Annotated in this window: 23 protein-coding genes and 1 tRNA gene; 14 read left to right on the forward strand and 10 right to left on the reverse strand. The window is 66.7% G+C overall.

Annotated features, from left to right (window positions below; genetic code table 11):
- The 3 genes from CRP45_RS21530 (at position 1) to CRP45_RS21540 (ending at position 2,186) form a co-directional block, all read left to right on the forward strand.
- The gene (locus CRP45_RS21530) at positions 1-351 is read left to right on the forward strand and encodes a hypothetical protein (RefSeq protein ID WP_097246543.1); all 351 of its coding nucleotides are present in this window, start codon (positions 1-3) and stop codon (positions 349-351) included.
- Positions 352-541: 190 nt separating this feature from the next.
- Positions 542-1,582 carry a ParA family protein gene (locus CRP45_RS21535; protein ID WP_097246544.1) on the forward strand — a complete coding sequence of 347 codons (1,041 nt, stop codon included), beginning with the start codon at positions 542-544 and terminating at the stop codon, positions 1,580-1,582.
- An 88-nt stretch (positions 1,583-1,670) separates the two neighbouring features.
- Complete coding sequence (locus tag CRP45_RS21540) at positions 1,671-2,186, forward strand: hypothetical protein (protein ID WP_143861512.1); 516 nt, start codon at positions 1,671-1,673, stop codon at positions 2,184-2,186.
- 1,090 nt (positions 2,187-3,276) lie between these two features.
- Here the strand turns inward: CRP45_RS21540 and CRP45_RS21545 are convergent.
- Both CRP45_RS21545 and CRP45_RS21550 read right to left on the reverse strand, forming a co-directional pair.
- A tRNA-Gly gene (locus CRP45_RS21545) sits at positions 3,277-3,347 on the reverse strand.
- A gap of 354 nt (positions 3,348-3,701) precedes the next feature.
- Entirely contained in the window at positions 3,702-5,189 is a 1,488-nt protein-coding gene (locus CRP45_RS21550; RefSeq protein WP_097246546.1) for an FAD-dependent monooxygenase, read from the reverse strand.
- A gap of 69 nt (positions 5,190-5,258) precedes the next feature.
- Here CRP45_RS21550 and CRP45_RS21555 point away from each other — a divergent pair, with 69 nt between their 5' ends.
- On the forward strand, positions 5,259-5,948 hold the full coding sequence (locus CRP45_RS21555; protein WP_245910280.1) for a TetR/AcrR family transcriptional regulator C-terminal domain-containing protein: 690 nt from the start codon (positions 5,259-5,261) through the stop codon (positions 5,946-5,948).
- 65 nt (positions 5,949-6,013) lie between these two features.
- Here CRP45_RS21555 and CRP45_RS21560 read toward each other — a convergent pair whose 3' ends face one another.
- Positions 6,014-6,517 carry an SRPBCC family protein gene (locus tag CRP45_RS21560; protein ID WP_097246548.1) on the reverse strand — a complete coding sequence of 168 codons (504 nt, stop codon included), beginning with the start codon at positions 6,515-6,517 and terminating at the stop codon, positions 6,014-6,016.
- A complete protein-coding gene (locus CRP45_RS21565) occupies positions 6,463-7,191 on the reverse strand; it encodes a phosphatase PAP2 family protein (protein WP_097246549.1) in 729 nt (242 codons plus the stop codon). Before CRP45_RS21565 ends, CRP45_RS21560 begins: the two co-directional genes overlap by 55 nt.
- Positions 7,192-7,283: 92 nt before the next feature.
- On the opposite strand from CRP45_RS21565, the gene dcd reads away from it, so the two are divergent.
- On the forward strand, positions 7,284-7,883 hold the full coding sequence (dcd, locus tag CRP45_RS21570) for a dCTP deaminase (protein ID WP_097246550.1): 600 nt from the start codon (positions 7,284-7,286) through the stop codon (positions 7,881-7,883).
- 89 nt (positions 7,884-7,972) lie between these two features.
- On the opposite strand, the gene CRP45_RS21575 is transcribed toward dcd, so the two are convergent.
- A complete protein-coding gene (locus CRP45_RS21575) occupies positions 7,973-8,422 on the reverse strand; it encodes a hypothetical protein (RefSeq protein ID WP_067787164.1) in 450 nt (149 codons plus the stop codon).
- A 277-nt stretch (positions 8,423-8,699) separates the two neighbouring features.
- Here CRP45_RS21575 and CRP45_RS21580 point away from each other — a divergent pair, with 277 nt between their 5' ends.
- Positions 8,700-10,037: a helix-turn-helix domain-containing protein gene (locus CRP45_RS21580; protein ID WP_097246551.1), complete on the forward strand. Its 1,338-nt coding sequence runs from the start codon at positions 8,700-8,702 to the stop codon at positions 10,035-10,037.
- A gap of 108 nt (positions 10,038-10,145) precedes the next feature.
- The gene (locus CRP45_RS21585) at positions 10,146-11,393 is read left to right on the forward strand and encodes a pyridoxal phosphate-dependent aminotransferase (RefSeq protein WP_067787124.1); all 1,248 of its coding nucleotides are present in this window, start codon (positions 10,146-10,148) and stop codon (positions 11,391-11,393) included.
- Positions 11,394-11,675: 282 nt separating this feature from the next.
- Here CRP45_RS21585 and CRP45_RS21590 read toward each other — a convergent pair whose 3' ends face one another.
- The gene (locus CRP45_RS21590; RefSeq protein ID WP_097246552.1) at positions 11,676-12,368 is read right to left on the reverse strand and encodes an NAD(P)H oxidoreductase; all 693 of its coding nucleotides are present in this window, start codon (positions 12,366-12,368) and stop codon (positions 11,676-11,678) included.
- A gap of 131 nt (positions 12,369-12,499) precedes the next feature.
- On the opposite strand from CRP45_RS21590, the gene CRP45_RS21595 reads away from it, so the two are divergent.
- Together CRP45_RS21595 and CRP45_RS21600 are read left to right on the forward strand one after the other, a co-directional pair.
- Positions 12,500-13,435, forward strand: coding sequence for an AraC family transcriptional regulator (locus CRP45_RS21595; RefSeq protein WP_067787125.1), 936 nt, complete (start codon positions 12,500-12,502; stop codon positions 13,433-13,435).
- Positions 13,436-13,582: 147 nt separating this feature from the next.
- Positions 13,583-14,863, forward strand: coding sequence for a YibE/F family protein (locus CRP45_RS21600; protein WP_097246553.1), 1,281 nt, complete (start codon positions 13,583-13,585; stop codon positions 14,861-14,863).
- A gap of 718 nt (positions 14,864-15,581) precedes the next feature.
- Here the strand turns inward: CRP45_RS21600 and CRP45_RS21605 are convergent.
- Both CRP45_RS21605 and CRP45_RS21610 read right to left on the reverse strand, forming a co-directional pair.
- Positions 15,582-17,012 carry a DUF7159 family protein gene (locus CRP45_RS21605; RefSeq protein ID WP_483869974.1) on the reverse strand — a complete coding sequence of 477 codons (1,431 nt, stop codon included), beginning with the start codon at positions 17,010-17,012 and terminating at the stop codon, positions 15,582-15,584.
- Between the two features lie 146 nt (positions 17,013-17,158).
- Positions 17,159-18,481 (reverse strand): UDP-glucose dehydrogenase family protein, encoded by a 1,323-nt coding sequence (locus CRP45_RS21610; RefSeq protein ID WP_067787129.1) that lies wholly within the window; start codon positions 18,479-18,481, stop codon positions 17,159-17,161.
- A gap of 138 nt (positions 18,482-18,619) precedes the next feature.
- Between CRP45_RS21610 and CRP45_RS21615 the strand changes: the two genes are divergently transcribed.
- The 5 genes from CRP45_RS21615 to CRP45_RS21640 all read left to right on the forward strand — a co-directional run bounded on the left by CRP45_RS21615 (position 18,620) and on the right by CRP45_RS21640 (position 22,706).
- Positions 18,620-19,156: a YdcF family protein gene (locus CRP45_RS21615; protein WP_097246554.1), complete on the forward strand. Its 537-nt coding sequence runs from the start codon at positions 18,620-18,622 to the stop codon at positions 19,154-19,156.
- 101 nt (positions 19,157-19,257) lie between these two features.
- The gene (locus CRP45_RS21620) at positions 19,258-19,515 is read left to right on the forward strand and encodes a CopG family transcriptional regulator (RefSeq protein WP_097246555.1); all 258 of its coding nucleotides are present in this window, start codon (positions 19,258-19,260) and stop codon (positions 19,513-19,515) included.
- 259 nt (positions 19,516-19,774) lie between these two features.
- Entirely contained in the window at positions 19,775-20,293 is a 519-nt protein-coding gene (locus CRP45_RS21630; RefSeq protein ID WP_097246556.1) for a hypothetical protein, read from the forward strand.
- Between the two features lie 35 nt (positions 20,294-20,328).
- A complete protein-coding gene (locus tag CRP45_RS21635; protein WP_097246557.1) occupies positions 20,329-21,558 on the forward strand; it encodes an acyl-CoA dehydrogenase family protein in 1,230 nt (409 codons plus the stop codon).
- Positions 21,558-22,706 (forward strand): acyl-CoA dehydrogenase family protein, encoded by a 1,149-nt coding sequence (locus tag CRP45_RS21640; RefSeq protein ID WP_097246558.1) that lies wholly within the window; start codon positions 21,558-21,560, stop codon positions 22,704-22,706. The genes CRP45_RS21635 and CRP45_RS21640 overlap by 1 nt, the downstream gene beginning before the upstream one ends.
- A gap of 6 nt (positions 22,707-22,712) precedes the next feature.
- Here CRP45_RS21640 and CRP45_RS21645 read toward each other — a convergent pair whose 3' ends face one another.
- Both CRP45_RS21645 and CRP45_RS21650 read right to left on the reverse strand, forming a co-directional pair.
- A complete protein-coding gene (locus CRP45_RS21645; protein ID WP_097246559.1) occupies positions 22,713-23,282 on the reverse strand; it encodes a PIN domain-containing protein in 570 nt (189 codons plus the stop codon).
- Positions 23,282-23,803, reverse strand: coding sequence for an excisionase family DNA-binding protein (locus CRP45_RS21650; RefSeq protein WP_097246560.1), 522 nt, complete (start codon positions 23,801-23,803; stop codon positions 23,282-23,284). Before CRP45_RS21650 ends, CRP45_RS21645 begins: the two co-directional genes overlap by 1 nt.
- Between the last annotated feature and the right edge of the window lie 86 nt (positions 23,804-23,889).

The following is a 23,889-nucleotide window of genomic DNA, read 5'->3' on the forward strand; positions in this document are numbered from 1 at the left end:
GTGCCCCTAGTCGAGGTGACCTACGCGCCCCACGTCCCCGAGTCGACCCTGCACGCCCTGGCCGAGCACCTCCCACACCTGGTCTCGCTCGCCGTGGAGTGCCCCGAGGAGCCCTACGACGGCGACCTCCAACCCGGCGATGTCGAACTCCGCTTCCGCCCCCTCGGCCCCTACGACCGCAGCGGCCTAGACGCGGTCATCGAGATCCGCTCCAAGTACTTCGACTCCCGCGCCGCCACCCGCCAATCCCGCGTCGACACCCTCCACGACGCGATCACCGCCCACACCCCCCTCACCGACTTCGGCATCTACCTCACCATGCCGGTCGCCGCCTGGGCCCAGACGGAGTAGCCCCCAGAAACGACGAAACCCGCTGCGAGGCAGCGGGTTTCGAACACTGGAGCCGATGACGGGAATCGAACCCGCGCTGTCTGGTTAGGAAAACTGGGGCGGTGCAGAATCGGTCGTCCCGTTGCTAACGGCGAGTGGTGATGGAATATGATGATCACCTGGCCTGTCCGAGCAGAATTGAGGTCTATCGTTGGCTAAGGTCATCGCCTTATTTAACAATAAGGGCGGAGTGAGCAAGACAACCACGTGCTTCAACCTCGGCTGGATGCTGGCTTCGCTGGGCAAGAAGGTGATCATGGTTGATGCTGATCCCCAGTGCAATCTGACGGGCATGGTGCTTGACTTGAGCGGCGAGGATGCTCTAGAAAGATTCTATAAGGACAATCCAGGACGGAACCTAAAAGAGGCCCTGGAGCCCGCATTCAAATCTCGTCCAGTTGCTCTGAAGCCGGTCGAATGTGTCGAAGTTGAAGGCCAGTCAGGTCTCTTTTTGATACCCGGCCATGTAGCATTGTCTGAAGACGAGACATCGCTTGGTATCGCGCAACAATTGTCTGAGTCGCTACAAGGTCTCAGGAATCTCCCTGGCAGCTTTACGCATCTCTTCCAAATCACTGCCGATCGCTATGGTGCCGACTATGTTCTGCTTGACCTTAGCCCAGGACTAGGTGCGATCAATCAGAACTTGGTGGCCACATCAGATTTTTTCCTGGTTCCATGCAGTCCCGATGTATTTTCCGTGATGGCAGTGGATTCACTCTCGCGGGTTATACCGCGATGGCTGAGCTGGGCGCAGCGTGCAGCGAAGCTTGACACTCTCGCTGACGCCGACTACCCGTTCCCGGAACCAGACCTGAAGTTCCTCGGAGTCTTGGTGCAGCGGTTCCGGATCAAAAGCGGTCGACCTACTGAGGCTTTTAAGAAATACTTTGACAAGTTAGATGCCGCGGTCAAAGAGATTCTTGTGCCTTCATTGGAGCGCGGAGAATTGATGCTGAAGGCTGAGCACTACCACTCAGTGGGGATGTCTAACAATCATCGGCTAGCGGAGATACAGGACTTCAATACGCTAATTGCATCTTCGCAGCACTTGAGAAAGCCCGTATTTGCGCTGACAAAGGACGATTTGCAGAGGCGGGGTAACGTCTGGGATGCGCAGGAAGTGAATATCGTCAAGTTCCGTGAGACCTTCCAGCAACTCGCGGAACGGATTATCAAGCTGACTGCGTAACGGTATGCCTACGATTAGGTTTTCGGCATTTCTGGCAAACAATGGTCGCGCGCGCGAGATGGTCGGCTTAGGCGAGTCAATCGCAGGCATGACCGACGGCGTAATCGATGCCACCGACATGTACCGCGCCGCCTTGGTCCAGAGCGTCGCAGCCCTTGACTCGTATGCTCACGATGTCGTACTCGATATGGCCTTCGATATTCTCGCCGGTTCTCGAACCCCGGGGAGCGCGTCGCGTATTGGCCTGCACTTCGGCGCGGTTAGTGAGCTTATATCTGCGGCCAGCCCAGTAGAGTTCGAGTTGCGAGCTAGGGCTGCGATCAACTCCCGACTCAGTACAGAGACATTCCAGAAGCCGGACGACATCGCGAGCGCTTTCGCTATGGTTGGGGTCAGTAAAATTTGGACGGCTGCTTTCGGCTCGGATGCGAAGGTGGCGATGACCGATCTGAGCGTTGTGGTGCGACGTCGCAACCAGATTGTTCACCGCTGCGACGTCGATCCAGCGGGGGTCTTGGGCACGTTGCCACTGCGTGCGTCGGACGCATTGGACGCTATAGCGACCGTGGATCGAGTTGTCCGTAACTTCGACGCCATCTTGTGAATTTACAAAACAGTCGGCTCCTGCCTGGGTTGGCTCCGGCTGGCCAGCGATTTCGGTGAGCGCCAGTTCGCGCGATGGGCTCTTCTATCGCCGTTTGGCGGATTTTGCCGAGTTCTGCGATCGCAGCTTGTAGGTGGTGACGAGTCCGCCCACCATTCAAGCGCGCTGGAACGGATTACTGACGCCGACGAGCCGCTGAGCTCTTCATCGAGGCCCGCAGATGAAGGCTGCCGCGGGATGTCATCAAGGCGCTCGTCCGGAGTGAGTTATCTGTACCGCGGCGCGGCACAGGTCGGATGAGGTCGCGTGATCGTCGGCTGTGGACGGCTTCACGAATAACTATCTGGGAACACCTTGCAGCGCAGGGAGTTCGGAGTAGCTCGGCAGTCGACCACCAAGTGCCAGCGCGCCTGTTTGATGAGTTGGGCGTACTCGTTCGCGAGGATGAGATAGTTCGGCACCGTCACGCATTTGATCGCGAGGAGTCATTCCCTTTGTGTACGTTGAAATTCGAGCTGTGGATGATGCGGCCAGCGTGCCGTGGATGAAATGTCAACGTTTTGTGGATGGCGTCCTGGTGAAGCGCCCGGAGCGGTGGAGCTCGGTCGCTCATCTCGTGGCGATTCAAGTAGGGTTTGATGTACCTTCTGCCGAGGTGCGGCGGACATTGGTCCAGGCACCGCGCCCACGGAGGAGGTGGTGAGAGGGCGAAACATCGCCGGAGGAAGCAAGAGGCCCCAGTCGACTACGGCATCTGCTTGATCGTTGCTTTCGTGATCGCCGGGGCTTGCTTTTGTCTTTGTCCGCCGAGTGCGGGCTAGCTAGCCCACCTGGTGGGGTGCCGGGCCAACGGCGTCCCACCTCTCGGCATCACTATCGGGATGTCGAGATCGTACCAATGTGAACTGTCATTCGGGGGACGTGCGGGCCAGGCTGATCTTCCGGCGGGCCACCGGTGACGCCGAACGGCGGATTGCGCAGCATCTGCTGCGGACTGCCCAAGAATATCGAGGGGCCGTACCGCTGCCTAGTGGCATTGCCCGTTCTTCGGGGCAGAGGAGCCAGCGCGAACACGTTGTCTCACAAGCGGAGCCGATGACGGGAATCGAACCCGCGCTGTCTGCTTGGGAAGCAGAAGTTCTACCATTGAACTACATCGGCGTGTGCGTAGACGCGTCCGCGACTCTATCAGAACCGGCCCTGTGGCGGTCAACTTCCACACCTGCCGGTCGGGTCCGCGGCGGCTGTTGGAGGCGCTACTCGCAATCGACCCATTCGAGGTAGCCGGTGCCCGTGATCGGGGTTCCCGCGTGGATGTCGCGATAGGTGTGCGCACCTCGCAGTGCGTCCATCCCGGCGGCGTGACCTTGCGTGCGGCCGCAGGATGATCGCCTGCGTGAAAGGGGTGGTGGGGCCGTCTGCGTCGATCGATGCGCGGGGAGGACGTGATCGACCAGGGCGCAGGGCTACGGTACGGATCCGTCGAGCGTGCGCGGATCCGGCCCGTCGTTCGATTCAGCGGGTGTGAGCCGCGAAATCGGTCCAGTTTCGAAGAACCTCGCCAAGGCCGTCGGCGCTCGGATCGTCGGTGGCCCAGGCGGTGTAGCCGTCGGGGCGGATGAGGACGGTGGCGGGCGTCGGGATTTCGCCGAGACCGGGAATGGTCCAGTGGGCGACGTGGCTTCGGGCGGAGACGACCTCGACAGAGCGGTTCCACTCGGTGTCCAGCGGCTGGGTTTCGCCGAGCCGGAGCAGGACGGGCCGGGCGGGGCGGAGGAGTTCGTGGACGCGGGTTGGGCCTGCGGCGGTGGTGAGGTCCACGTCGGGCACGCGGCGGCCGGCGAGCGGGTGGTCGCAGCCGGTGGCGTAGCGGATGTCCAGTGCGGTGATCATCAGCCCGAGGCGGTGGCGAAACTCGTCGGAGGCGATGAGCTCGCCCACGATGTCGCGCAAGGCATCGGTGTGCGGGCCGGAGCGGGAGAGAGCGGTTTGGGCGCGGGTGTTGTGCAGCACGCGGGCGGCGACGGGATGGCGTTCGGCTTGGTAGGTGTCGAGCAGGGAATCGGGTGCGTCGGCGCGTAGCACAGCGGCGAGTTTCCAGCCCAGGTTCACCGCGTCCTGGACACCGAGGTTCAGTCCCTGACCGCCCGCCGGATAGTGGATGTGCGCGGCGTCGCCCGCCAGGAACACGCGACCGGCGCGATAGCGGGCGGCCTGCCGCGCCGCGTCGCCGTAGTGCGACACCCAGCGGGGACTGTGCATGCCGAAATCTTCGCCCGTGATCTCGAGGAAGTTGGCGCGGAAGTCCGCGAAGGAGAGTTTCGCGCCGCGCTCGAGCACCCGGTCGTGCCGCTGGACGATGAGCCGGTACCAGCCCGGCTGGAGTTCGACGACCGAGTAGTCGCCCGCGCCGCGCCGCCGACCGAAGAAGGGCTCGGCGGGTGGCTCGGCCAATTCGACGTCGGCGAGCATGCCGGTCATCGTCGCGTCGGTGCCCGCGAATTCGATGCCTGCCAGCTTGCGCACCGCGCTGCGCCCGCCGTCGCAGCCGACGAGGTAGGCCGCGCGCAATCGACGGACGCCCTGCGCGCCGCCGATCTCGACTTCCACCCCGGAGTCGTCTCGGCGGAACCCGAGCACCGGCGAATCCCACGCCACGGTGGCGCCGAGTTCTGCTGCGCGCCTTTCCAGTTCGCGTTCGATCAGCGACTGCGGAAGCACCAGGGTGAAGGGGTAGCGAGTCGCGAAATCGCTGAAATCCAACGGGATTCCGGCGAAGTGACCGGCCTGGAGCGGCCGCCCCTGTGTGAGTACACCGTCGAGCATGCCGCGCTGATCGAGGATTTCCATTGTCCTGGCGTGTATGCCGCCCGCCCGAGACTCCCCGGTCCGCGCGGGCAGCGCGTCGAGGAGCGCCACCTCCAGCCCGAGGATCCGCAGTTCACACGCCAGCATCAGGCCCGTCGGTCCGGCTCCGGCGATCACCACATCGGTCGTGTCCACAACCTCTCCTTAACAACGTTAAATCTTTAACGTTGTTAAGGAGAGCAAGAACGTTGTTAAGCTGTCAAGGTGTCGAACAAATCCGGTCAGGTGAAGCTGGACCCCGAGGTGATCGCGGATGCCGCGCTGACCCTGCTCGACGAGGTCGGCCTCGACGGCCTGACCATGCGCAAGGTCGCGGCGGCGCTGAACGTGCAGGCGCCCGCGCTGTACTGGCACGTCGCGAACAAGCGGGAGCTGCTGGACGTGATGGCGCGGTCCGTCTTCGTTTCCGCGGTGGCGGACGTCGAGGCGCCGCGGCGTGGCGAGGATTGGCGGGACTGGCTCGTCGCGCTCGCGGGTCGGCTGCGGCGCGCCATGCTCGGCTATCGCGACGGGGCGAAGGTGCTGGCGGGCACCTATATCAGCGACGAATCAATGTGGCGCACGGTGGAATTGACGCTGCGCACGCTGGAGGACGCAGGATTCTCGAAACGACGAGCCGCGCGGGTCTTTCCAATCCTGTTGCACTACACCGTCGGCTTCGTGATCGAAGAACAGGCGCGCACCGGCGGCGAATACGGCGACCGCGACCCCTACCTGCCCGAGCGGCTCGCCGACCTGGTCGACGCAGACCGTTTCCCGCTCACCGCTCAGCTGGTGACCGAGGTGTTCGCGGGCGACACCGACGCGGAGTTCGCCGATGGCCTGCGCGTCATCCTCGCGGGCATCAACGTGGCAGACGAGCGCCGAGCGGCAGCTCCAGCACCTGGGTCGTAGCCGAGGTCCCGCCGCCGACTGGCTCGCTCACACGCAAGCCTGCACAAGGCCGGCGAGCGCGCGGTTCAGGCGGCGCTCTCCAAGTCCGCCTTCAACCGCTCGAGCGTCCGCCGAATGTTCCCACGCTGGAACTCCGCGAACCCGGGCTTGCCGGTCGCGATCTTGTCGAACCAGAGCGTCGGCAGATCGGGCCAACCCCGTCGATCGTCGGTCCAGGTTTCGGTGATCAGCGTTCCCTCTGGCACCGCCTCGAAGCGGTACTCCCAGCTGGCGATGGCGACCGGGAGGACCGGTTTGCGCAGCCCGTAGCGGCGGACCTTGAACGCGAAGCGGCTGCCGCGGTCGGCGGCGGTGACCTCGCAGCCGGTGGACCAGCGAACGCCGCGGCGGATGTTGGTGCCGACGAAGCGCATGCCGACGCAGGCGGGCGCGCCGGGTTCGGCGACGAGCGCGCCGGTGTTCTCCGGGCTCCAGCGGTGGATCTGGGTGACGTCGCTGACGCGGTCGTATGCCGTCACCGGGTCGATCGCGACGACGATGCTGTCGGAGACTTGCTTTGTTCGCGGCACGGATCGACTGTAGCGGCGGCCCGGGAGCGCAGCGTGAGGTAGCGGAAAACGGCCAGGCAGAGCAGGATCCACAGCGCCCCGATGGACCAGCCCGCGAGCACGTCGGTGGGCCAGTGCACGCCGAGGTAGACCCGGGAGGCGCCGACGGCGGCGATGAACAGGACGGCGGTCAGCGCCGCGCCAACTCTGGCCGCCGCGTGCGCCAGCTTGGGGATGAGCACGATGGCCACGATCCCGACCACCACGAATGTGCCCGTGCTGTGGCCGGACGGATAGGACAGGCTGTTCTCCACGGCGAGGCGATCGGCCACGGGCGGGCGTTCCCGGCCGACGAGTCTCTTCGCGATCGCGACGATGAGTGCGGCCCCGAGCCCGGTCACGGCGATGAGCACCGCGCGCAACCGGTCGCGCTCGCGCAGCAGCGCCGCGCAGACGATCACGGTGAGGATCGTCATGGACAACGTGTCACCGCAGTTGCTGACCATCTGCGCGGTCGGCGTGAGCACCCCGTTGCGGTTGTCGACGGCCCACCCCGAGAGCTCCGGGTCCATCGTCGCGAGCCCGCTGCTGTCGAGCACGTTGCGGGTGAGCACGGTGATGAACGCCGCGAGCAGGACGCCGAGCGCGACGAGCGTCGGGATCGTTGGCAGCGTTCTGCGGAGATTCGAGGTCACTGCTCCTAGGTTGCCCGCTCGCGCTGAGAATTAACTGAAGAACGGCAGCCGCCCGCCGAACGGCCCGATTCGCCGAACGCTACGCTCGTGCCGTGCTGCTTTCCGATCGTGACCTCCGTGCGGAGATCGCCGCTGGGCGTCTCGGGGTCGAGCCGTTGCTGGAGAGCCTGATCCAGCCGTCGAGTATCGACGTTCGCCTGGACCGGATGTTCCGCGTCTTCGACAACACCCGCTACACCCACATCGATCCCGCGCAGCGCCAAGACGAGCTGACCAGCCTGGTCGAGCCCGCGTCCGGCGAACCGTTCGTGCTGCACCCCGGCGAGTTCGTGCTCGGCTCCACGCTGGAGGTGTGCACGCTGCCGAACGATCTGGCGGGACGGCTGGAGGGCAAGTCGAGTCTCGGCCGCTTGGGCCTGCTCACGCATTCGACGGCGGGCTTCATCGATCCCGGCTTCAGCGGCCACATCACGCTGGAACTGTCGAACGTCGCGAACCTGCCGATCACGCTGTGGCCGGGCATGAAGATCGGCCAGCTGTGCCTGTTCCGTTTGACCAGCCCCGCGGAGCACCCGTACGGCAGCGCGGTCGCCGGTTCCAAGTACCAGGGCCAGCGCGGGCCGACTCCGTCGCGCTCCTACCTGAACTTCCCGCTGCCGACCGAGGTGGTCGACGCCGCGGAATCGCGGTAGGTCGCGACCCACGACCGAATCCGCCCCGCCGACTGCCAACAAAGGAGGCGGATTCGGCCGCCGATCGGCGGCGAGGACCGACGACGCATTCAGTCCCCGCCGCCCGCTCCCACCGCCAGCGCCGTCGTGACGACGGTGGACAGCGGCGGAAGCGTGTCGCCGCGGCTCGGCGGGTTCACCCAGAAGCACCCTTCCCGGGTGAAGCGTCCGAGCCCCGTCGGCAACATCACTGCACTGCCGATGGCAGGTATTCCGATATCCAGACGGTTCAGCACCTCCAGCACCTGCGCGCCGGGACGGCTGTCCGGCTCGGCAAGGAAGCTCCATCGGATCTGCCTGGCCAGCATGGGACCCCTCGTCCCCTGCTGTTCCAGTGCCGCCCTGACCTTTTCGGCTCGGACGGTCGGCAGGTGAACGACGCAGACTCGGCCGCTGATCGGCAGCATCACGAAACCGCCACGCTCGGTTACGGGTAGCCCGTACTCGTGCCGGTAGAACGCCACCCAATCCTCCACTGTTCTGAGTTTGTCCACGTTCACGGCCAACTCCTTGCCTCCTGCTACCAGGGTCGGGCCATCGACCGCGACTCGGCATCGCCCCCATGCCCGCCTTCTACTGCCAATCCGCTGCCCTTGACCGAGAGAACCTCGCCGACCTGGGCCGCCGAATCGCGCAGCGCCCATAGCAACTGCGAATTATGTGTGGCAGTCACCACTTCGCCCTCGTACCCTGGATGAAAGTTCGTGCGGAAGGGATGACACCGTGATCCGGCACTGGTCAGGGAGAGAGACCCGCGCCCTTCGCGATGCCAAGCGGATGAGTATCCGGGAATTCGCGGCGCATCTCGGTGTCCACGAACGCCTGGTGTCCAAGTGGGAGGCGGGGGGCAGCCGAGTCCATCCGCGTCCCGTCAACCAAGCCGCGCTCGATACATCCCTTGCCAGGTCCGACGAAGTTGTGCGGGCACGGTTCGCGGCGCTGATCGGCGAATCGCCGGTCGATGGATCTGCCGCCGGATTCGACGTGCGTTCCGCAGCGGGGGCGCGTACGAGTTATTCGAGCGACGCGGACCTTCTTGCTCTCATAGACGCCGGTGCGATGAGAGGTGATGCGTTAGCAGCGATTTCGGAGAGGGATCTGATCATGGCGGCTGCCCACGAGGCCAGCGAACACGCAGGCCGGGCCGAGAGCACCAATGTGGGTGCGTCCACGTTGGAACAGCTCGACGCCGATGTCACGCGCATCGCGAACGAGTACGTGCATATTCCGCCGGTTCCGATGATGGTGGAGATGCTTCGGGTACGGCGCCGGGTGTATCGACTGCTCGAGGGACATCAGCGCCCGGCCGACACCAGCCACCTCTACCTGCTCGCGGGTACGTTGTCCGGACTGCTCGCGAACGCGAGCACCGACCTCGGCTACTACGACGCGGCGGGCGAACAGGCAAGGGCGGCATGGGCCTACGCCGAGCTATGCGGGCACAACGGACTGCGCGCCTGGACGCGCGGCATGCACGCGCTCATCGAATACTGGTCGGAGCGTCCGCGCCGGGCCGTGCTGCTCGCGCAGAGCGGACAGGACTTCGCCGATTCGGCGACCGCCAAGGTCCGGCTGCTCAATATCGAGGCGAGGATCTGGTCCAAGATCGGCAGCGCCGCCGACACCGACCGCTGCATCCGCGCCGCCGACGAGGCGCGCGAGGTGGCCGCCACCGACGACCTGCACGACGAGATCGGCGGCGTCTTCGGATTCCCCGACGCCAAGGCCCAGTACTACGCGGGCGCCACCTACATCCATCTCGGCCAGGCCGAGCCCGCGCTCACCGCGACCGAGCGCGCCATCGACCTCTACTCGAACGGTCCATCGGAGAAGCGCTCGTACGGCGCCGAGGCGCTGGCCCGGGTGGACAGCGCGGCCGCGCACCTGATCAACGGCAGCCTGGACGGCGCAGCCGAGGCACTGCACCCGGTGCTCGGGCTGGCCGAGGACAAGCGCATCGCCCAGCTCGAGGAGCGGCTCACCGGGGTGCGAAGACGGATCGCGCAGCCCGCGTTCCGCGACGCGACCGAGGCCCGTCACCTGGACGAACGCATCGAGGAGTTCTGCGGCTCGACCGCGGCCAAGGGCATCCCACCTGGCAATCCCGCGACCTGACGCGGCCTGACAAGCGTTGCTCCGCCTTTGCTGCGGCCGTTGCGGCGGTCGACATGCTTCGTCGGCAGCGCCGAATTTCCCCTTGCAGGGGGATGGCACCATGGGAAGGTGAGCCCGAGTCATCTCCCCCACCATCCGCCGCGCGTTCTGGAGCAGTCCACGAAGTTGCAGAACGTCGTCTACGAGATCCGTGGACCGGTACACGCGCACGCGGCACGGCTGGAGGCGGAGGGCCACCGCATCCTCAAGCTGAACATCGGCAATCCGGCGCCGTTCGGTTTCGAGGCGCCCGACGTGATCATGCGCGACATCATCGCCGCGCTGCCCTACGCCCAGGGTTACTCGGAATCCAAGGGCATCCTGTCGGCCCGGCGCGCCATCGTGACCCGCTACGAGCTGGTGCCCGGCTTCCCCGTACTGGACGTGGACGACGTCTACCTGGGCAACGGCGTCTCCGAGCTGATCACCATCACCATGCAGGCGCTGCTGGACAACGGCGACGAGGTGCTGATCCCGGCGCCGGACTATCCGCTGTGGACGGCGATGACGAGCCTGGCGGGCGGCACCCCAGTGCACTACCTGTGCGACGAGTCCAACGGCTGGCAGCCCGACGTCGCCGACATCGAGTCGAAGATCACCGACAAGACCAAGGCGCTGCTGGTGATCAACCCGAACAACCCGACCGGCGCGGTCTACTCGACCGAGGTGCTCCAGCAGCTTGTCGACCTGGCGCGCAAGCATCAGCTGCTGCTGCTCGCCGACGAGATCTACGACAAGATCCTCTACGACGACGCCAAGCACATCTCGCTGGCCAGCCTCGCGCCCGACCTGCTGTGCCTGACCTTCAACGGCCTGTCCAAGGCCTACCGGGTCGCCGGATACCGCTCGGGTTGGCTGGCCATCACCGGCCCGAAGGATCACGCCGCGGGGTTCCTGGAAGGCATCGACCTGCTCGCCTCCTCCCGGCTGTGCCCGAATGTGCCCGCGCAGCACGCGATTCAAGTCGCGCTCGGCGGGCACCAGAGCATCGAGGACCTGATCCTGCCCGGCGGGCGGCTGCTCGAGCAGCGCGACGTCGCGTGGGAGCGGCTGAACATGATTCCCGGTGTGTCGTGCGTCAAGCCGAAGGGCGCGCTCTACGCGTTCCCGCGGCTGGATCCGAATGTGTACGACATCCACGACGATTCGAAGCTGGTTCTCGATCTGTTGCTTCAGGAGAAGATCCTGATGGTGCAGGGCACCGGCTTCAATTGGCCGAACCACGATCATCTGCGGATCGTCACGCTGCCGTGGGCCCGCGACCTCGCGGTCGCGATCGAGCGATTCGGCAACTTCCTGGCGAGCTATCGACAGTGATCTGCGTCGCGGGTCTCCAGGGCCTAATCGCCCCGCTTCTGGGTCGAAAACATACCGAATGTATGGATAGAAGCGAGTTTTGAAGACCCGCTAGCGCAAAAGAGCAACTTTTGTGTACAGTGGCTCTTGGCACTTCGAGTGCCCGGTCGGGTTGCCTACCCCCCCTGGGCAACCTGGCCTCGGGTTCGGCCGCCTACCCCCCTGGGCCGCCGGCCTGCGGGCGGCGGAGACATCCCCCTGCTCTCCGCCGCCCCGTCCCGCTCTTGCGCGACAACCCTTCGGTCAGGCCGGGACCCGGTCGGCGGCAAGGAAATCGTCGACGAAGCCCAGTGCCCGGTTTTCCAATCCCGCATAGTGGGCATCGCGGACCGCGCCGGTGAGGGCTTCGTCGAGCAGCAGATTGCCCGCGGCATCCAGGCGCTGCCGCTTTTCTTCGGCGCCGGGCAACAGCCCCACCGACGAATGCGTGAAACCGCAGTAGTAGGCGATACCGTCGTTGAGTTGCGCGCTCAGCGCATCCTGCATGAATTCGACGAGTGCGTCGTCGTCTGCCACGCCCGCCAGCCCCAGCCACAGCATCCGCTTGCCCGCGAGCCTGGGTTTGCTACGGCCGTAGGCGAATCCGTAGTTCCACACCCGATCGATCCAACCCTTCAGGATCGCGGGGACCTGCATCCAGTACACGGGGAACACTGCGACGATCACGTCGGCGGCGAGGATGCGCCGCATATGGTTCTCGACTTCGGGGGAGTAGGCCTTCTCCCGGTTCCCCCATTCCGGGAGGTCGGCGGCCGTCATCCGGGGGTCGAAGTTCTCGGCGTGCAGGTCGAGCAGGTCGATCCGGTAGCCGTCCGCGGTGAGCCGCCGGGTGGCCAGTTCGGCGATATGGGCGGTCAGCGAATCGGGCCGGGGGTGGGCGACGACGACCAGCGCGGTGCGCGTGGTCGCGGGGTCCACGGTCGGGTTGTGCGGCACGGGGCCTCCTCGGTGGGGTCCGGAGTCTCGGACGATCGGTTGTGCGGTCTGGGTCAATTTCACACCCCGGGCGATGGACGATCTATGGGTAAAGGTCTACATCTGATAGGAGTTCGTCTACCCTCGATGGTGTGGACCCATTGAGCAAACTGCTGGGCGGTATCCGTGCCGAAGGAGCTGTGGTCACGACCGCGGTCTTGGAAGGACCGTGGAGCATCCGGTTCGCCGACGAGGCGCCGCTGACCATGGTCACCGTGCTGCGCGGTGGGGGAACGCTGCTGCTGCCTGGCGGTCTGGAGCGTCGGATCACGGCGGGGGACAGTGCGATCGTGCGCGGCCCGGAGGCATTCGTCCTCGTCGACCGCGCGGAGACGGTCACCTTGCCGCACGAGGAGTACGAGGTCGCCTGCTTCGCTCCGGACGCGAAATGCGATTCCGCGCTGGACGGCGGTCGCTGGGGCAACGACCCCACGGGTGAGACCGCTCTGATAGTCGGCGCCTATCGGGCGTCCGGCCGACGACACGAACGGCTGTTGCGCGCTCTGCCGCCCGTCCTGGTAGTGACCGATGACGTGGACGTGTGCGAGTGGATGGAGTCGATCGCCGCGGATGCGGCCCGGCGTCCGGCCGGAGCGCAGGCGATGATGGACCGGCTGCTCGACTGGGCGCTGGTGTGCACGCTGCGCACCTGGTTCGAGGAGCTGGACGCCGACGCGCCGGGTTGGTATCGCGGGCCGTCCGATCCGGTGGTCGGACCGGCGTTGGCGGCCATGCACGGAAAGCCTGCCGCCGGTTGGACGGTCGCGTCGCTTGCCGCTGAGGCGGGCGTATCGCGGGCGCTGTTCGCACGGCGGTTCTCCGAGGTCATGGGGCAGTCGCCCCTGGCGTATCTCACCGGATGCCGGATGGATGAGGCGGAGGAGTTACTGGCCGACCGGAGTCTCACCGTGGCGCAGGTGGCGAAGGCCGTCGGTTATGCGGACGCTTTCGGTTTCAGTGCGGCGTTCAAACGACACCGGGGTGTCCGCCCCAGCGATTTCCGCGCCATCGCTGATCTCGGAGCGTGAACAGGTGCTCGGTCGTGTCCCGGTGGTGGTTGGGAGCCTGATCTTGAAAACGACATCCTTTATGCTCGGCACCGCGCAGTTGCCTCGGGGGAGTCAGCTCTTGCCGTCCGGCGCGAGCATCCGGGGCCACGACGGACAGGGAGTTCGGTGACCGATCACCATCACCACCACCACGATCATTCCGGCCCGATCGCGATCGGCGATACTGCCGCGCGCGTCGTGGTCGGGCTGCTCACCGTCATCGGCGTGCTCACCGTCATCGCCACGATCTGGCTGTGGCCCAGCCGTCAGCACGTCGAGATTCCGCTGCCGATGCAGAACGCGGGCGGCGGCGCGGTGGTGACCGAGGCGGGCACGGTCGTCGCGCAGGACGTGGGGCCGTGCGGCAGTCCGTCGATCGGCAAGGTGTTCGCCGACAAGCCCGAGCCGCCGCGCACCAACGCCTACACCTGCCAGCGCAGCCTGATCACCATCGACTCCGGTCCGCACGCGGGAAACAAGACGCTGCTGGAAATCGCGCCGGGCCCGGGGCAGCCCGATCTGCGCGCCGGTGACGAGATCCGGATCGTCCGGCAGACCGATCCGACCGGCACCCCGCTGTACTCCTTCGAGGACTATTCGCGCGGGCTGCCGCTGACGCTGATCGCGCTCGCCTTCGTGGTGGTGATCATCGTGGTGGCGCGCTGGCGCGGCGTGCGTGCGCTGATCGGTCTGGTGTTCGCGTTCGCGGTGCTGGTGATGTTCCTGCTGCCCGCGCTGCTGGACGGCAAGCCGGCGATTCCGGTCGCGTTGACGGCCGGGTCGCTGATCCTCTACGCCGTGCTGTATCTCGCGCACGGCGTCAATCTGCGCACCAGTTCCGCGTTGCTCGGCACGTTGTCGGCGATGCTGCTCGCCGCTGGGCTGTCCTGGCTGGCGATCGAGATGACTCATCTCACCGGTCTGTCCGAGGAGCAGAACACCAACGTCGCGACCTATATCGAGCACGTGAGCATCACCGGTCTGCTGCTCGCGGGCTTCATCATCGGCTCGCTCGGTGTGCTCAACGACGTCACCATCACCCAGGCCTCGGCCGCCTTCGAGCTGGCCGCGCTGGACGAATCCGCTTCGCGCCGCGAGGTTTACACTGCCGCCATGCGGGTCGGCCGAGACCACATCGCCAGCACCGTCTACACCCTGGTGCTCGCCTACGCCGGTGGTGCGCTGCCGCTGCTGCTGCTGTTCAGCGTCGCGGGGCGTTCGATCCGCGACGTGCTCGCAGGCGACGCGGTCGCCATCGAGATCGCGCGCTCCTCGGTCGGCGGTATCGCGCTGGCCCTTTCTGTGCCGCTGACCACCGGCATCGCGGCGCTGCTCGCGCGTCCGTTCGGACACAACAAGAAGGTGCCCGCACCCGCCCCGCGGCACGGGCGGCATTCGCGGGTGTGAGCGGTGGGCGCTCGCGCTGTGGCGTGGGCGACAGGTCGTATTCGCGGCCCGCGGAGGTCGATGCCTGCGCCACGCTCGGGATGGCTTACCGCGCAGGGGGAGTGCGGCTCCCGTATGGCTCGAGGTGGCATCGTCCGGTGGCGGCGGGCGGGGTCGCGTGTCGCCATCACTGTTGACGTGCGGTGCGTGCGTGCCCTGTCACGGAGGTCGATGCATGTACCCGGAATGTCCTGCCGAACTAGAGGAGCAAGAGCGCGGATCCAGTAGGCGCTGTCCATCGGCGGCGGGAGACGGCGGCGCACGGCGATCAGACCTTGGCTGCGATCGCCTCGGAGGCGCATGTCGTCCGACCTGCGGGCGAGCGGCGATGGCTCGCGTCGCGGTGAGTCGGCAGGTCAGGCTGACCCGAGCTGGCGGTCCCGCACCGCGACAAGGCGACGGCGCACGGTCCTTTGGCCGACGGCGGCGACGGCTCTTGCATCGACATGGCGCACGGGTGGTACGGGCGCGCAGGGCCCAGGGCGGTGGCGACGGGCGCACGATGGTTCGCACTCAGGCGGGATCGCCTCGGCGGGGCGGTGCATGTCGTCCGACCTGCGGCGGGAGTGGCGAGGGCGTGGCGAGTCGGCAGGTGAGCTGACCGGCGATGATTGCGGTCCTCGCGCGCGGCGACGGAGCGGCGGCGCACGGGGTCAACAGGGTTGCGGGCGCGCGGGGTTCAGCGCGGGGGCGGAGGTGGCGGGAAGGGGAAGACCTCGGGCGGGATGGTCGGGACCACGATCGGCGGGAGGCCGGGGACGACGAAGGTGTTCGGGCCCTGGGTGGGCGGTGGGGTCGTGGTGGTTTGGCGGCGCGGGGGCGGGGCGGCGATCGATTCCTCGGTCTCCGTCGTGGTGGCCGGTGCGACCGCGATCTGCGGATCGAGGGTGGTGGTGCGCGGCACGCCGCTCGGCGAGACCGACGTCGAGCCCTCGCTGCTCTGCGAATCCCGTTCCAGCACTTGGGGTCCATAGCCCAGGCCGAGTCCGATCGCGGCGACGACGGCCAACGCGCTGACGGTCAGCACGGCGCCGTTCAGTTCGCGCTTCTCGCGGCGGCGCGGGTTGGCGGCGAGCCAGTCGTCGGCGAGACCGTCGATGTCGTCGATGTCGTCCGGCTGCGGCCTGCCTTTCGGGCGCTTCGGGCGGCGTTTGGGCGGCGCGGACAACCAGGCCGGTGAGAGATCCTCGTCGTGGAAGCCGCCCACGGGCGCCTGGCTCGCGGCGGGAGCGGGCTGACCGACCGGGGCCGCGGGACGGACCGGTCTCGCGAGCAGCGCAGCGCCGCGCGCGACCACCGTCTCCGGGCTCTCCGGCACGATGACCGGCACGCCCATCCACCGCTCCAGCACCTTGCCGATCAGCGGAATCCTGGCGCAACCGCCGATCGCGAGCACACCGTGCACCGGACGATCGGAGCGCACGATCACATCCCGAGCCATCCGCGCCGACGACTCGATGGCCAGCATGATCAGCGATTCGAAATTCTCCTGCGCGAGCAGCACCAGACCCTGCTCGCTGGGCAGCGCGACCGCCGTGTTGCTGGACAGCTGCTCCTTGGCCTCCCGGCACAGCGCGTCCAGCGCGGCGAGGCCCGCCGGATCCTGCGGGTGCGCGATGCGGCCCGAGGCGATCTGCTGTTCGCGGATCAGCGAATCCAGGTAGTCGCCGCTGATGTCGCTGGTGCGCTCGCTGTGCCTGACCTCCCTGGTCTGAGTGTCGACCACGCTCACCGAGAGTCCGGTGCTGCCGAGGTCGTAGACCACCAGCGAGGAGATGCCCCGGATATCGCCGGTGGCCTGGGCGAATTCGAGCGCGGCGAAGACCTCGGGCACCAGCTCGTAGTTGGTGATCTGCTGGCGCGCCATGGCGGCGCGGACGGCCCTGGCCTGCTGTTCGCTGCGATAGGCGAACGCGGTCGCGCCGATCTGATGGGTCGCCAGCGTGACGCCGACCGCCTCGGCGGCGAGTTCTTCGGCGCGGTGCTGGGTTACCGGAATGGTTTGCAGGTCGAAGGCGTCGGGCGTGACGTGGCCGGGGGGATTGCCGGCGTGTGGTCGCGCCATACGGACAGCGCCGGCCCCCACCGAAACTCCCAGTACCGAACTCATCAGCTGCCCATCTCGTTTCACGCTTCACGACAAAGCGAGTTCGCGTCGCCAAGGACGCGACCCGCTCCCGGGACCCTACCGGCGGCGCTCAGTCGCACACGAGGCAGGCAGGATCGGGAAATCCGGCGCGGCCTCGCCAGGCAACTTTACGGTGTGCCGAGTCCGGCGTACACCCATCCCGCCTCTCTCCAGGTGGCACGATTGAGACAGTTACGACCGTCGATGATCGACCTGCCGCGCACCACCCGATCCAGATCTCGCGGACGCAGCGCCGTGAACTCGTCCCACTCGGTGAGCACGAGGACCACGTCGGCGCGGTCGCAGGCCTCGGCCACCGAGGTCGCGTAATTCAAGGTGGGGAAGACCCGGCGCGAATTCTCCAGTGCCTTCGGGTCGTACACGGTCACCACCGCGCCGTGCAATTGGATCATGCCCGCGACGTTGAGCGCGGGGGAGTCGCGCACGTCGTCGGATTCCGGTTTGAAAGCCGCGCCCAGCACGGCCACGTTCGCGCCGAGCAGCGAACCGCCGCAAGCCTTTGCGGCCATGTCCACCACTTTGGTGCGACGGCGCATGTTGATGTTGTCGACCTCGCGCAGGAACGCGACGGCGTGATCCGCGCCCAGCTCACCGGAGCGCGCCATGAAGGCTCGAATGTCCTTGGGCAGACAACCGCCGCCGAAACCCAAGCCCGCGTTGAGAAATCGGCGGCCGATGCGCGCGTCGTAACCGAGCGCGTCGGCGAGCACGGTGACGTCGGCGCCGGTCGCCTCGCAGACTTCCGAGACCGCGTTGATGAACGAGATCTTCGTCGCCAGAAAGGCATTCGCGGAGACCTTCACCAATTCCGCGGTGGCCAAATCGGTCAGCAGAAAGGGGACCTCGGCCGCGATGAGATCGGCGTAGATCTCGCGCACCAGGTCCTCGACCCAGGCGGCGTTGTTTCTGGCGTGATCGACGCCGAGTACGAGGCGGTCGGGGCGCAGCGTGTCCTGCACGGCGAAACCCTCACGCAGGAACTCCGGATTCCACGCCACTTCGACGTCGGTGCTCGCCAGCTCCCTGGCCCGCGCGCCGAGCGCGGCGGCCGTGCCGACCGGAACGGTCGACTTGCCGATCAGCACCGAGGGCCGCTCCAGCATAGGCGCGAGCGTATCCACCACGGCGTGCACGTATTTCAGGTCGGCGGCGTACTCGCCCTTCTTCTGCGGCGTGCCGACGCCGAGGAAATGCACGTCGGCGTGCGCGGCGGCCTCCGGATAGGACGTGGTGAACCTGAGTCGGCCCGCGTCGAGATTCCGGCGCAGCACCTCCTCGAGGCCGGGCTCGTAGAACGGCACCACGCCGTCGGACAGCTTCGCCACCTTGCCCGGATCGACGTCCACCCCGATCACGTCGTGCCCGAGTTCGGCCATGCAGGCGGCGTGCGTGGCCCCCAGGTACCCGGTTCCGAAGACTGTGCATCGCATGATCGATTGGTAAGCCCCCACGATGGCCGCGCCACGTCAGCGAGGCAAGGGTCACGGCAACAGCAGGTGTACAGGTGGAAACAGCCCCTGTTCGACGGCGGTGACCTGCGGTGATGCGGTGCCGATACGATCGGGGGCGTGCGACGACGTTCGGTGACACGTGCCGTGATCGGTCTGGTCGTGGTGCTCGTCGTCGCTGTCGTCGCGCTCTGGCCGGTCTACGTCCGGCCGCGCACCGACCCGCCTGCGGCCGCCGACGCGATCCTGGTGCTCGGCGGCGCGCACGACGGCCGCGAGCAGCTCGGGCTGCGCCTTGCCGCGGCGGGTTACGCGCCACGGGTGCTGTTCTCCGATCCCTATGAGTACAGCGCGCGGATGAACCGCATCTGTCACGGCGGTTACCGCTTCGACGTCATCTGCTTCGACCCGTCCCCGCGCACCACCCGCGGCGAGGGACGCGAACTCGCTCGCCGGGCACGCGCCGAAGGATGGCGCCGCGTCATCGTCGTCACCTTCACCCCGCACATCTCCCGCGCCCGGTACATCCTCGAAAAGTGTTGGGACGGAGAGCTTCTCTTCGTCGATCCGGAGCCGGATCTTTCGGTGCTCCGATGGGCGTACGACTACGTCTATCAGTCGGCGGGATACGCGAAGGCGTTCTTCGAGGACTGCTGACCGGTCACCGAACCCGGACCGTACGGCCCGGTCATCGAAGTCGGCCACCCTCTTTCCTGATTCGCTGGCAGGGAGGGCAAATCATCGGTTGGATAAGTCGCATGAGTGAGAATACCGGCGAGTATTCGATCACCATGCCGAGAGACGTCGCGGATGCCGCTCGCGCCCGCAGCGGGCCATCCAGATTCTCCAGCGATGTGGCCGCAGCGGTGGCAAGGCAGATCGAACGGGACAACCTGAACGAGATCGTCGCCGTCGCCGAGGAGGAGCACGGGCCCGTCACGGAGGAAGAGGTGCAGGCCCTGCGTGATCAGCTCGATCAAGCGCGGGCATCGCAACGTGCGACGGACGGGGTATGAGGGGCCACCCCTTCTCGGTCGCGCGGGTCTGCACGGCCACGAGCACGCGATCGACGCCATGCTCTGCGCTACTGCGCTCGCCGCACCAGGTCCCACGACGATCCTCACGTCCGATCCGGATGACCTCACCGCCTTGTGTGGGGCGAACGTCGGGGTCGTGAAAGTGTAAGTTGGGCAAGGGGTTTCGTTGCGGCTCATCCTACGGTAGCGCGACCGAGCTGATCTTCGATCAGTTCCGCGAGACGCGTCAGGGGAGGGTATGGGATACCACCGGAACGGTTTGCGGGTCGCGTTGGCGGCGTTGGTGAGTGCCGCGGCGAACGACCCCATCCGCAACGCCGAGAAACTGTGCGGCGCAAACAGTTTCGCCTCCACAGGCAACGGCATCCCCGGCATCTACGACCTGCCCGGCGGGAAGTTCCGCCTCGAGCCGCCGGAAGAGACGCCCCAGGTCGCCGCCATCGGCAGCGTCATCGAGGCGGGCGTCAACTGGTCGACCCGCAACCTCGACAACCGTCTCAACCAACTCGGCATCCCCGCCACCTTCGTCTACCGCGACACCGGCACGCACTCCTGGGGCAACCGGCAGGACGACTTCGAGTCCTCCTGGCCGACCCTCGCCAAGGGCCTCTACAGCGCGCCATACTCCGCTACGGCGCGCCGGCGCCGCGGGGAGGCAAGTCGGCCCGCTGCCGCCAAACTGCGGGCGGGTGGCTTCAGTTTGATTTCCGGCGAGCGTGGGGCTTACATTGGGGGCATGTTGGCCGGTGGCCAATAGTGGTGCACCGTGGCATACCCCCGCCGGGAGGACAGATGGATTACGACTGGTCAGCGGCCGATCTGGCCTTTCGGGACGAGGTGCGGGGTTTTCTCGACGCGAAGCTGACGCCGGAGTTGCGGCGGGCGGGGCGGCTGGCGACGAGCGTATATCCGGACCACGAGGCCAGCATGGAGTGGCAGCGGATTCTGCACGAGCGCGGGTGGGCTGCGCCGCACTGGCCGGTGGAGCACGGCGGCTGCGACTGGAGCCTGACCCAGCACTACATCTTCAGCAGGGAGTCGACGCTCGCCGGCGCGCCGACGCTGTCTCCGATGGGCATCCGGATGGTCGCGCCCGCCATCATCGCGTTCGGCACGCCGGAGCAGAAGGCCTTCTACCTGCCGCGCATCCTGACCGGCGAGATCTTCTTCTGCCAGGGTTATTCGGAACCGGAAGCGGGCTCGGACCTGGCCTCGCTCAGCATGGCGGCGATCGATGACGGCGAGGATTTCGTCTGCACCGGAAGCAAGATCTGGACCACGCACGCCACCGAGGCCAACTGGATCTTCTGTCTCGTGCGCACCTCGCGCACGGGCAAGAAGCAGCAGGGCATCACCTTCCTGCTCATCGACATGAACACCCCCGGCATCGAGATCCGGCCGCTGGTGATGACCTCCGGCGAGCAGGTGCAGAACCAGGTGTTCTTCGACAACGTCCGGGTGCCGAAGGGCAACGTGCTCGGCCGCATCGACGACGGCTGGACGGTGGCGAAGTACCTGCTCGTGCACGAGCGCGGTGGCGCGGCGGCGCCGATGTTGCAGGTCATGGGTCAGGAACTGGCCGAGGCGGCGGCGCGGCAGCCTGGCCCGGACGGCAATCCGCTCATCGACGATCCCGCTTTCGCGCTGCGCTTGGCCGACGCGAGGATTCGCACCGATGTTTTGGAAGTGCTGGAGTACCGGACGATTTCGGCGATGGCGCAGGGTAAGGATCCGGGTCCGGCCTCCTCGATGCTGAAAATCCTTGCGACCGAGCTGAGTCAGCAACTGACCGAACTCGCCTTGGACGCCGCGGGCACGGTCGGGCGCGTCTACCAGCCGCACGCCACCGCGCCGGGCGGGCCGATCGCCGAATTCACGCCGCCCGCAGACGGTTACCATAGCGGCGCCGACTGGCAGGCCGTCGCGCCGCTGCGCTACTTCAACGACCGCGCCGGATCGATCTACGCCGGTAGCAACGAGATTCAGCGAAACATCCTCGCCAAAGCAGCATTGGGGCTCTGATGGACTTCACACTCACCGAGGAGCAGCAGCTGCTGCGCGACGCGGTCGCCGGATTCCTCGGCGTCCGCTACGACCTGGAGAAGAGCAGGGCCGCAGCCAAATCCGCGCAGGGCTGGCAGCCCGCCGTCTGGCGCGGATTCGCCGAGGAACTCGGTATTCTCGGCGCGACGCTGCCCGAACGGGTCGATGGAATGGGCGGCGGCGCAGTCGAATTGATGGTCATCGCCGAGGAATTGGGACGTGCGCTGGTCGTCGAGCCGTTCGTCGACACCGTTGTGGTCGGCGCCGGCCTGCTGGAGCGATCCGGCGGAGCGCGGGCGGACGAAGTGTTGCGCGGGATCGTCGCCGGCGATGTTCGGACCGCGTTCGCGTCGCTGGAGCCGACTTCCGGTCCGACGCTGCACGACGTCGGCACCGTCGCGTGCCGAGACGGCGACTCGTGGGTGCTCGACGGAGCCAAATGCGTGGTGACCAGCGCTCCACTGGCGACCCACCTGCTCGTCTCCGCGCGCACCGCGGGTGAGCGGCGCGATCGAGCCGGAATCTCTTTGTTCCTCACCGAATTCGACGCGGCGAATCCGCCCGCCGGTGTCGAGGTGCACTCCTACCGCACCATCGACGACCGAGTCGGTGCCGATCTCACCTTCACCGAATTCCGGCTCCCCGCCGACGCACTGCTCGGAACCGAAGGCACGGCGTGGGACGTGATCGAACCCACCGTGGACGTCGCCATCGCCGCGATCTGCGCCGAGGCGGTCGGCTGTATGCGCAAAGTGCTTGCCGACACCGTCGAATACGCCAAGCAGCGCCAGCAATTCGGCGTGCCGATCGGCAGTTTCCAGGCCCTGCAACACCGCATGGTCGACATGTACATGGAACTGGAGCAGGCCATCGCCGCGGCCCACCTCGCCGCCCACGCCCTCTCCGCCGCCCCGTCCGACCGCGCCCGCGCCCTCTCCGCCGCCAAGGTCACCATCGGCCGCGCGGCCCGCTTCATCGGCCAGAACGCCGTCCAACTGCACGGCGCCATGGGCATGACCGAGGAACTCGCCATCGGCCACTACTTCAAACGCCTCACCGCCCTGGAACGCGAATTCGGCACCACCGACGACCACCGCGCCCGCTACGCGCGATTGACCAGGCCTTAGGTCCGCTCAGGCGGCGACCATGAGTTCGACGGCTTCGTGCATCTTGTAGCGGGTGGCGAGGATGTCGAGCAGTTGGTCGACCGTCTGCGCTGGGTCGCGGCGCCGCAAGGAGATCTTTTGGATGGCCGCCAGGGCACGGGCCGGGTCGACGGCACAGGTGTTCGCGGCGAACTCGGCGGCGCCGACGACTTGCAGGCCGGTCGGAATCAGGGATGCGGGGAAGTCACGAAAGTTCTCGGTGACCAGCGCCCCAGCGCTGCCGACGACCGCTGCGGCGACGACATGCTCGTCGCCCGGGTCGGGTAGACCGAACGAACCCTCGAGGGGTTCCCAACCCCGCACGAGCGCGTCGTCGAAGGCGTTCGTCATCACCGCGACGAGACCGGCTGCACGGCGGTGCGCGGTCGCAGGATCCGTGCCGCGACGGATGAGCTTGCGCTCCTCGTGCAGTTCGAGCTCGGCCAGGATGGCGTCGTTCCAGAGCGGCCGATAGAGATTCTCGACCGCCAGCGAGAGCAAGAAGTCGCGCTGCAGGCTCGGCCAGAGGACGCAGGTGTCGAGCACCGCGCCGAACATCAGCCGCGCCGTCTTCTCGCGACCTCCTTGCGGATCTCGCGTAGCTCGGCGCGCACGGCCTCCATATCGTCCTCCTCGTCGAGCTCGACCGAGCTTGCGGCGAGTGCTTCGTACTGCCTCTTCCTCCGCTCGTCGCGGTAGGCGAGGACATCGGTCAGCAGAACGCGCCGCCGGGATCCGGTTCGCTCCGAAGGGATCTCGTTCGCATCGATGAGACGGACGACCGTCGGCCTGCTGACGCCGAGCAGGTCGGCGGCCTGCTGGGTGGTCAGCGTCATGCTCTGCGGAGCGACGGTGACCGCCTTGCCCTCGCGCAGTGCTGCGACGACTTGGACAAGGACGCGGTGCACTGACTCCGGAACCTCTACCTGATCGTGCTCGTCGGCGCCGACCAAGAGGTAACGAGGCCGGATGCGATCACCGCGCCGCGATTCGTGGGCTTCGAGGAAGCTCACGACGGGGGCGAGTTCTTCGGTTGGCTCGGGCAGGTAGGTGTGCTGCATCAGGGCTTCGGACGTCATCGCCGCGGCCTCCTTTCGAAAGAATCGTAACTCGTTTCGAATCGTTCGGATAGCAGTTCCGTATAAAGCACTCGGCCCGGGTTCGG

This window comes from Nocardia amikacinitolerans (genome assembly GCF_900215415.1).
GTDB lineage: Bacteria > Actinomycetota > Actinomycetes > Mycobacteriales > Mycobacteriaceae > Nocardia > Nocardia amikacinitolerans.

What these genes read in the sequence shown, in the direction of transcription:
- CRP45_RS21540 (WP_143861512.1), top strand. Translation starts at nt 1,671, where the DNA reads ATGACCGACGGCGTAATCGATGCCACCGACATGTACCGCGCCGCCTTG.
- CRP45_RS21580 (WP_097246551.1), top strand. Translation starts at nt 8,700, where the DNA reads ATGAGTATCCGGGAATTCGCGGCGCATCTCGGTGTCCACGAACGCCTG.
- CRP45_RS21605 (WP_483869974.1), bottom strand. Translation starts at nt 17,012, where the DNA reads ATGAGTTCGGTACTGGGAGTTTCGGTGGGGGCCGGCGCTGTCCGTATG.
- CRP45_RS21610 (WP_067787129.1), bottom strand. Translation starts at nt 18,481, where the DNA reads ATGCGATGCACAGTCTTCGGAACCGGGTACCTGGGGGCCACGCACGCC.
- CRP45_RS21620 (WP_097246555.1), top strand. Translation starts at nt 19,258, where the DNA reads ATGAGTGAGAATACCGGCGAGTATTCGATCACCATGCCGAGAGACGTC.
- CRP45_RS21630 (WP_097246556.1), top strand. Translation starts at nt 19,775, where the DNA reads ATGGGATACCACCGGAACGGTTTGCGGGTCGCGTTGGCGGCGTTGGTG.
- CRP45_RS21635 (WP_097246557.1), top strand. Translation starts at nt 20,329, where the DNA reads ATGGATTACGACTGGTCAGCGGCCGATCTGGCCTTTCGGGACGAGGTG.
- CRP45_RS21640 (WP_097246558.1), top strand. Translation starts at nt 21,558, where the DNA reads ATGGACTTCACACTCACCGAGGAGCAGCAGCTGCTGCGCGACGCGGTC.
- CRP45_RS21645 (WP_097246559.1), bottom strand. Translation starts at nt 23,282, where the DNA reads ATGTTCGGCGCGGTGCTCGACACCTGCGTCCTCTGGCCGAGCCTGCAG.
- CRP45_RS21650 (WP_097246560.1), bottom strand. Translation starts at nt 23,803, where the DNA reads ATGACGTCCGAAGCCCTGATGCAGCACACCTACCTGCCCGAGCCAACC.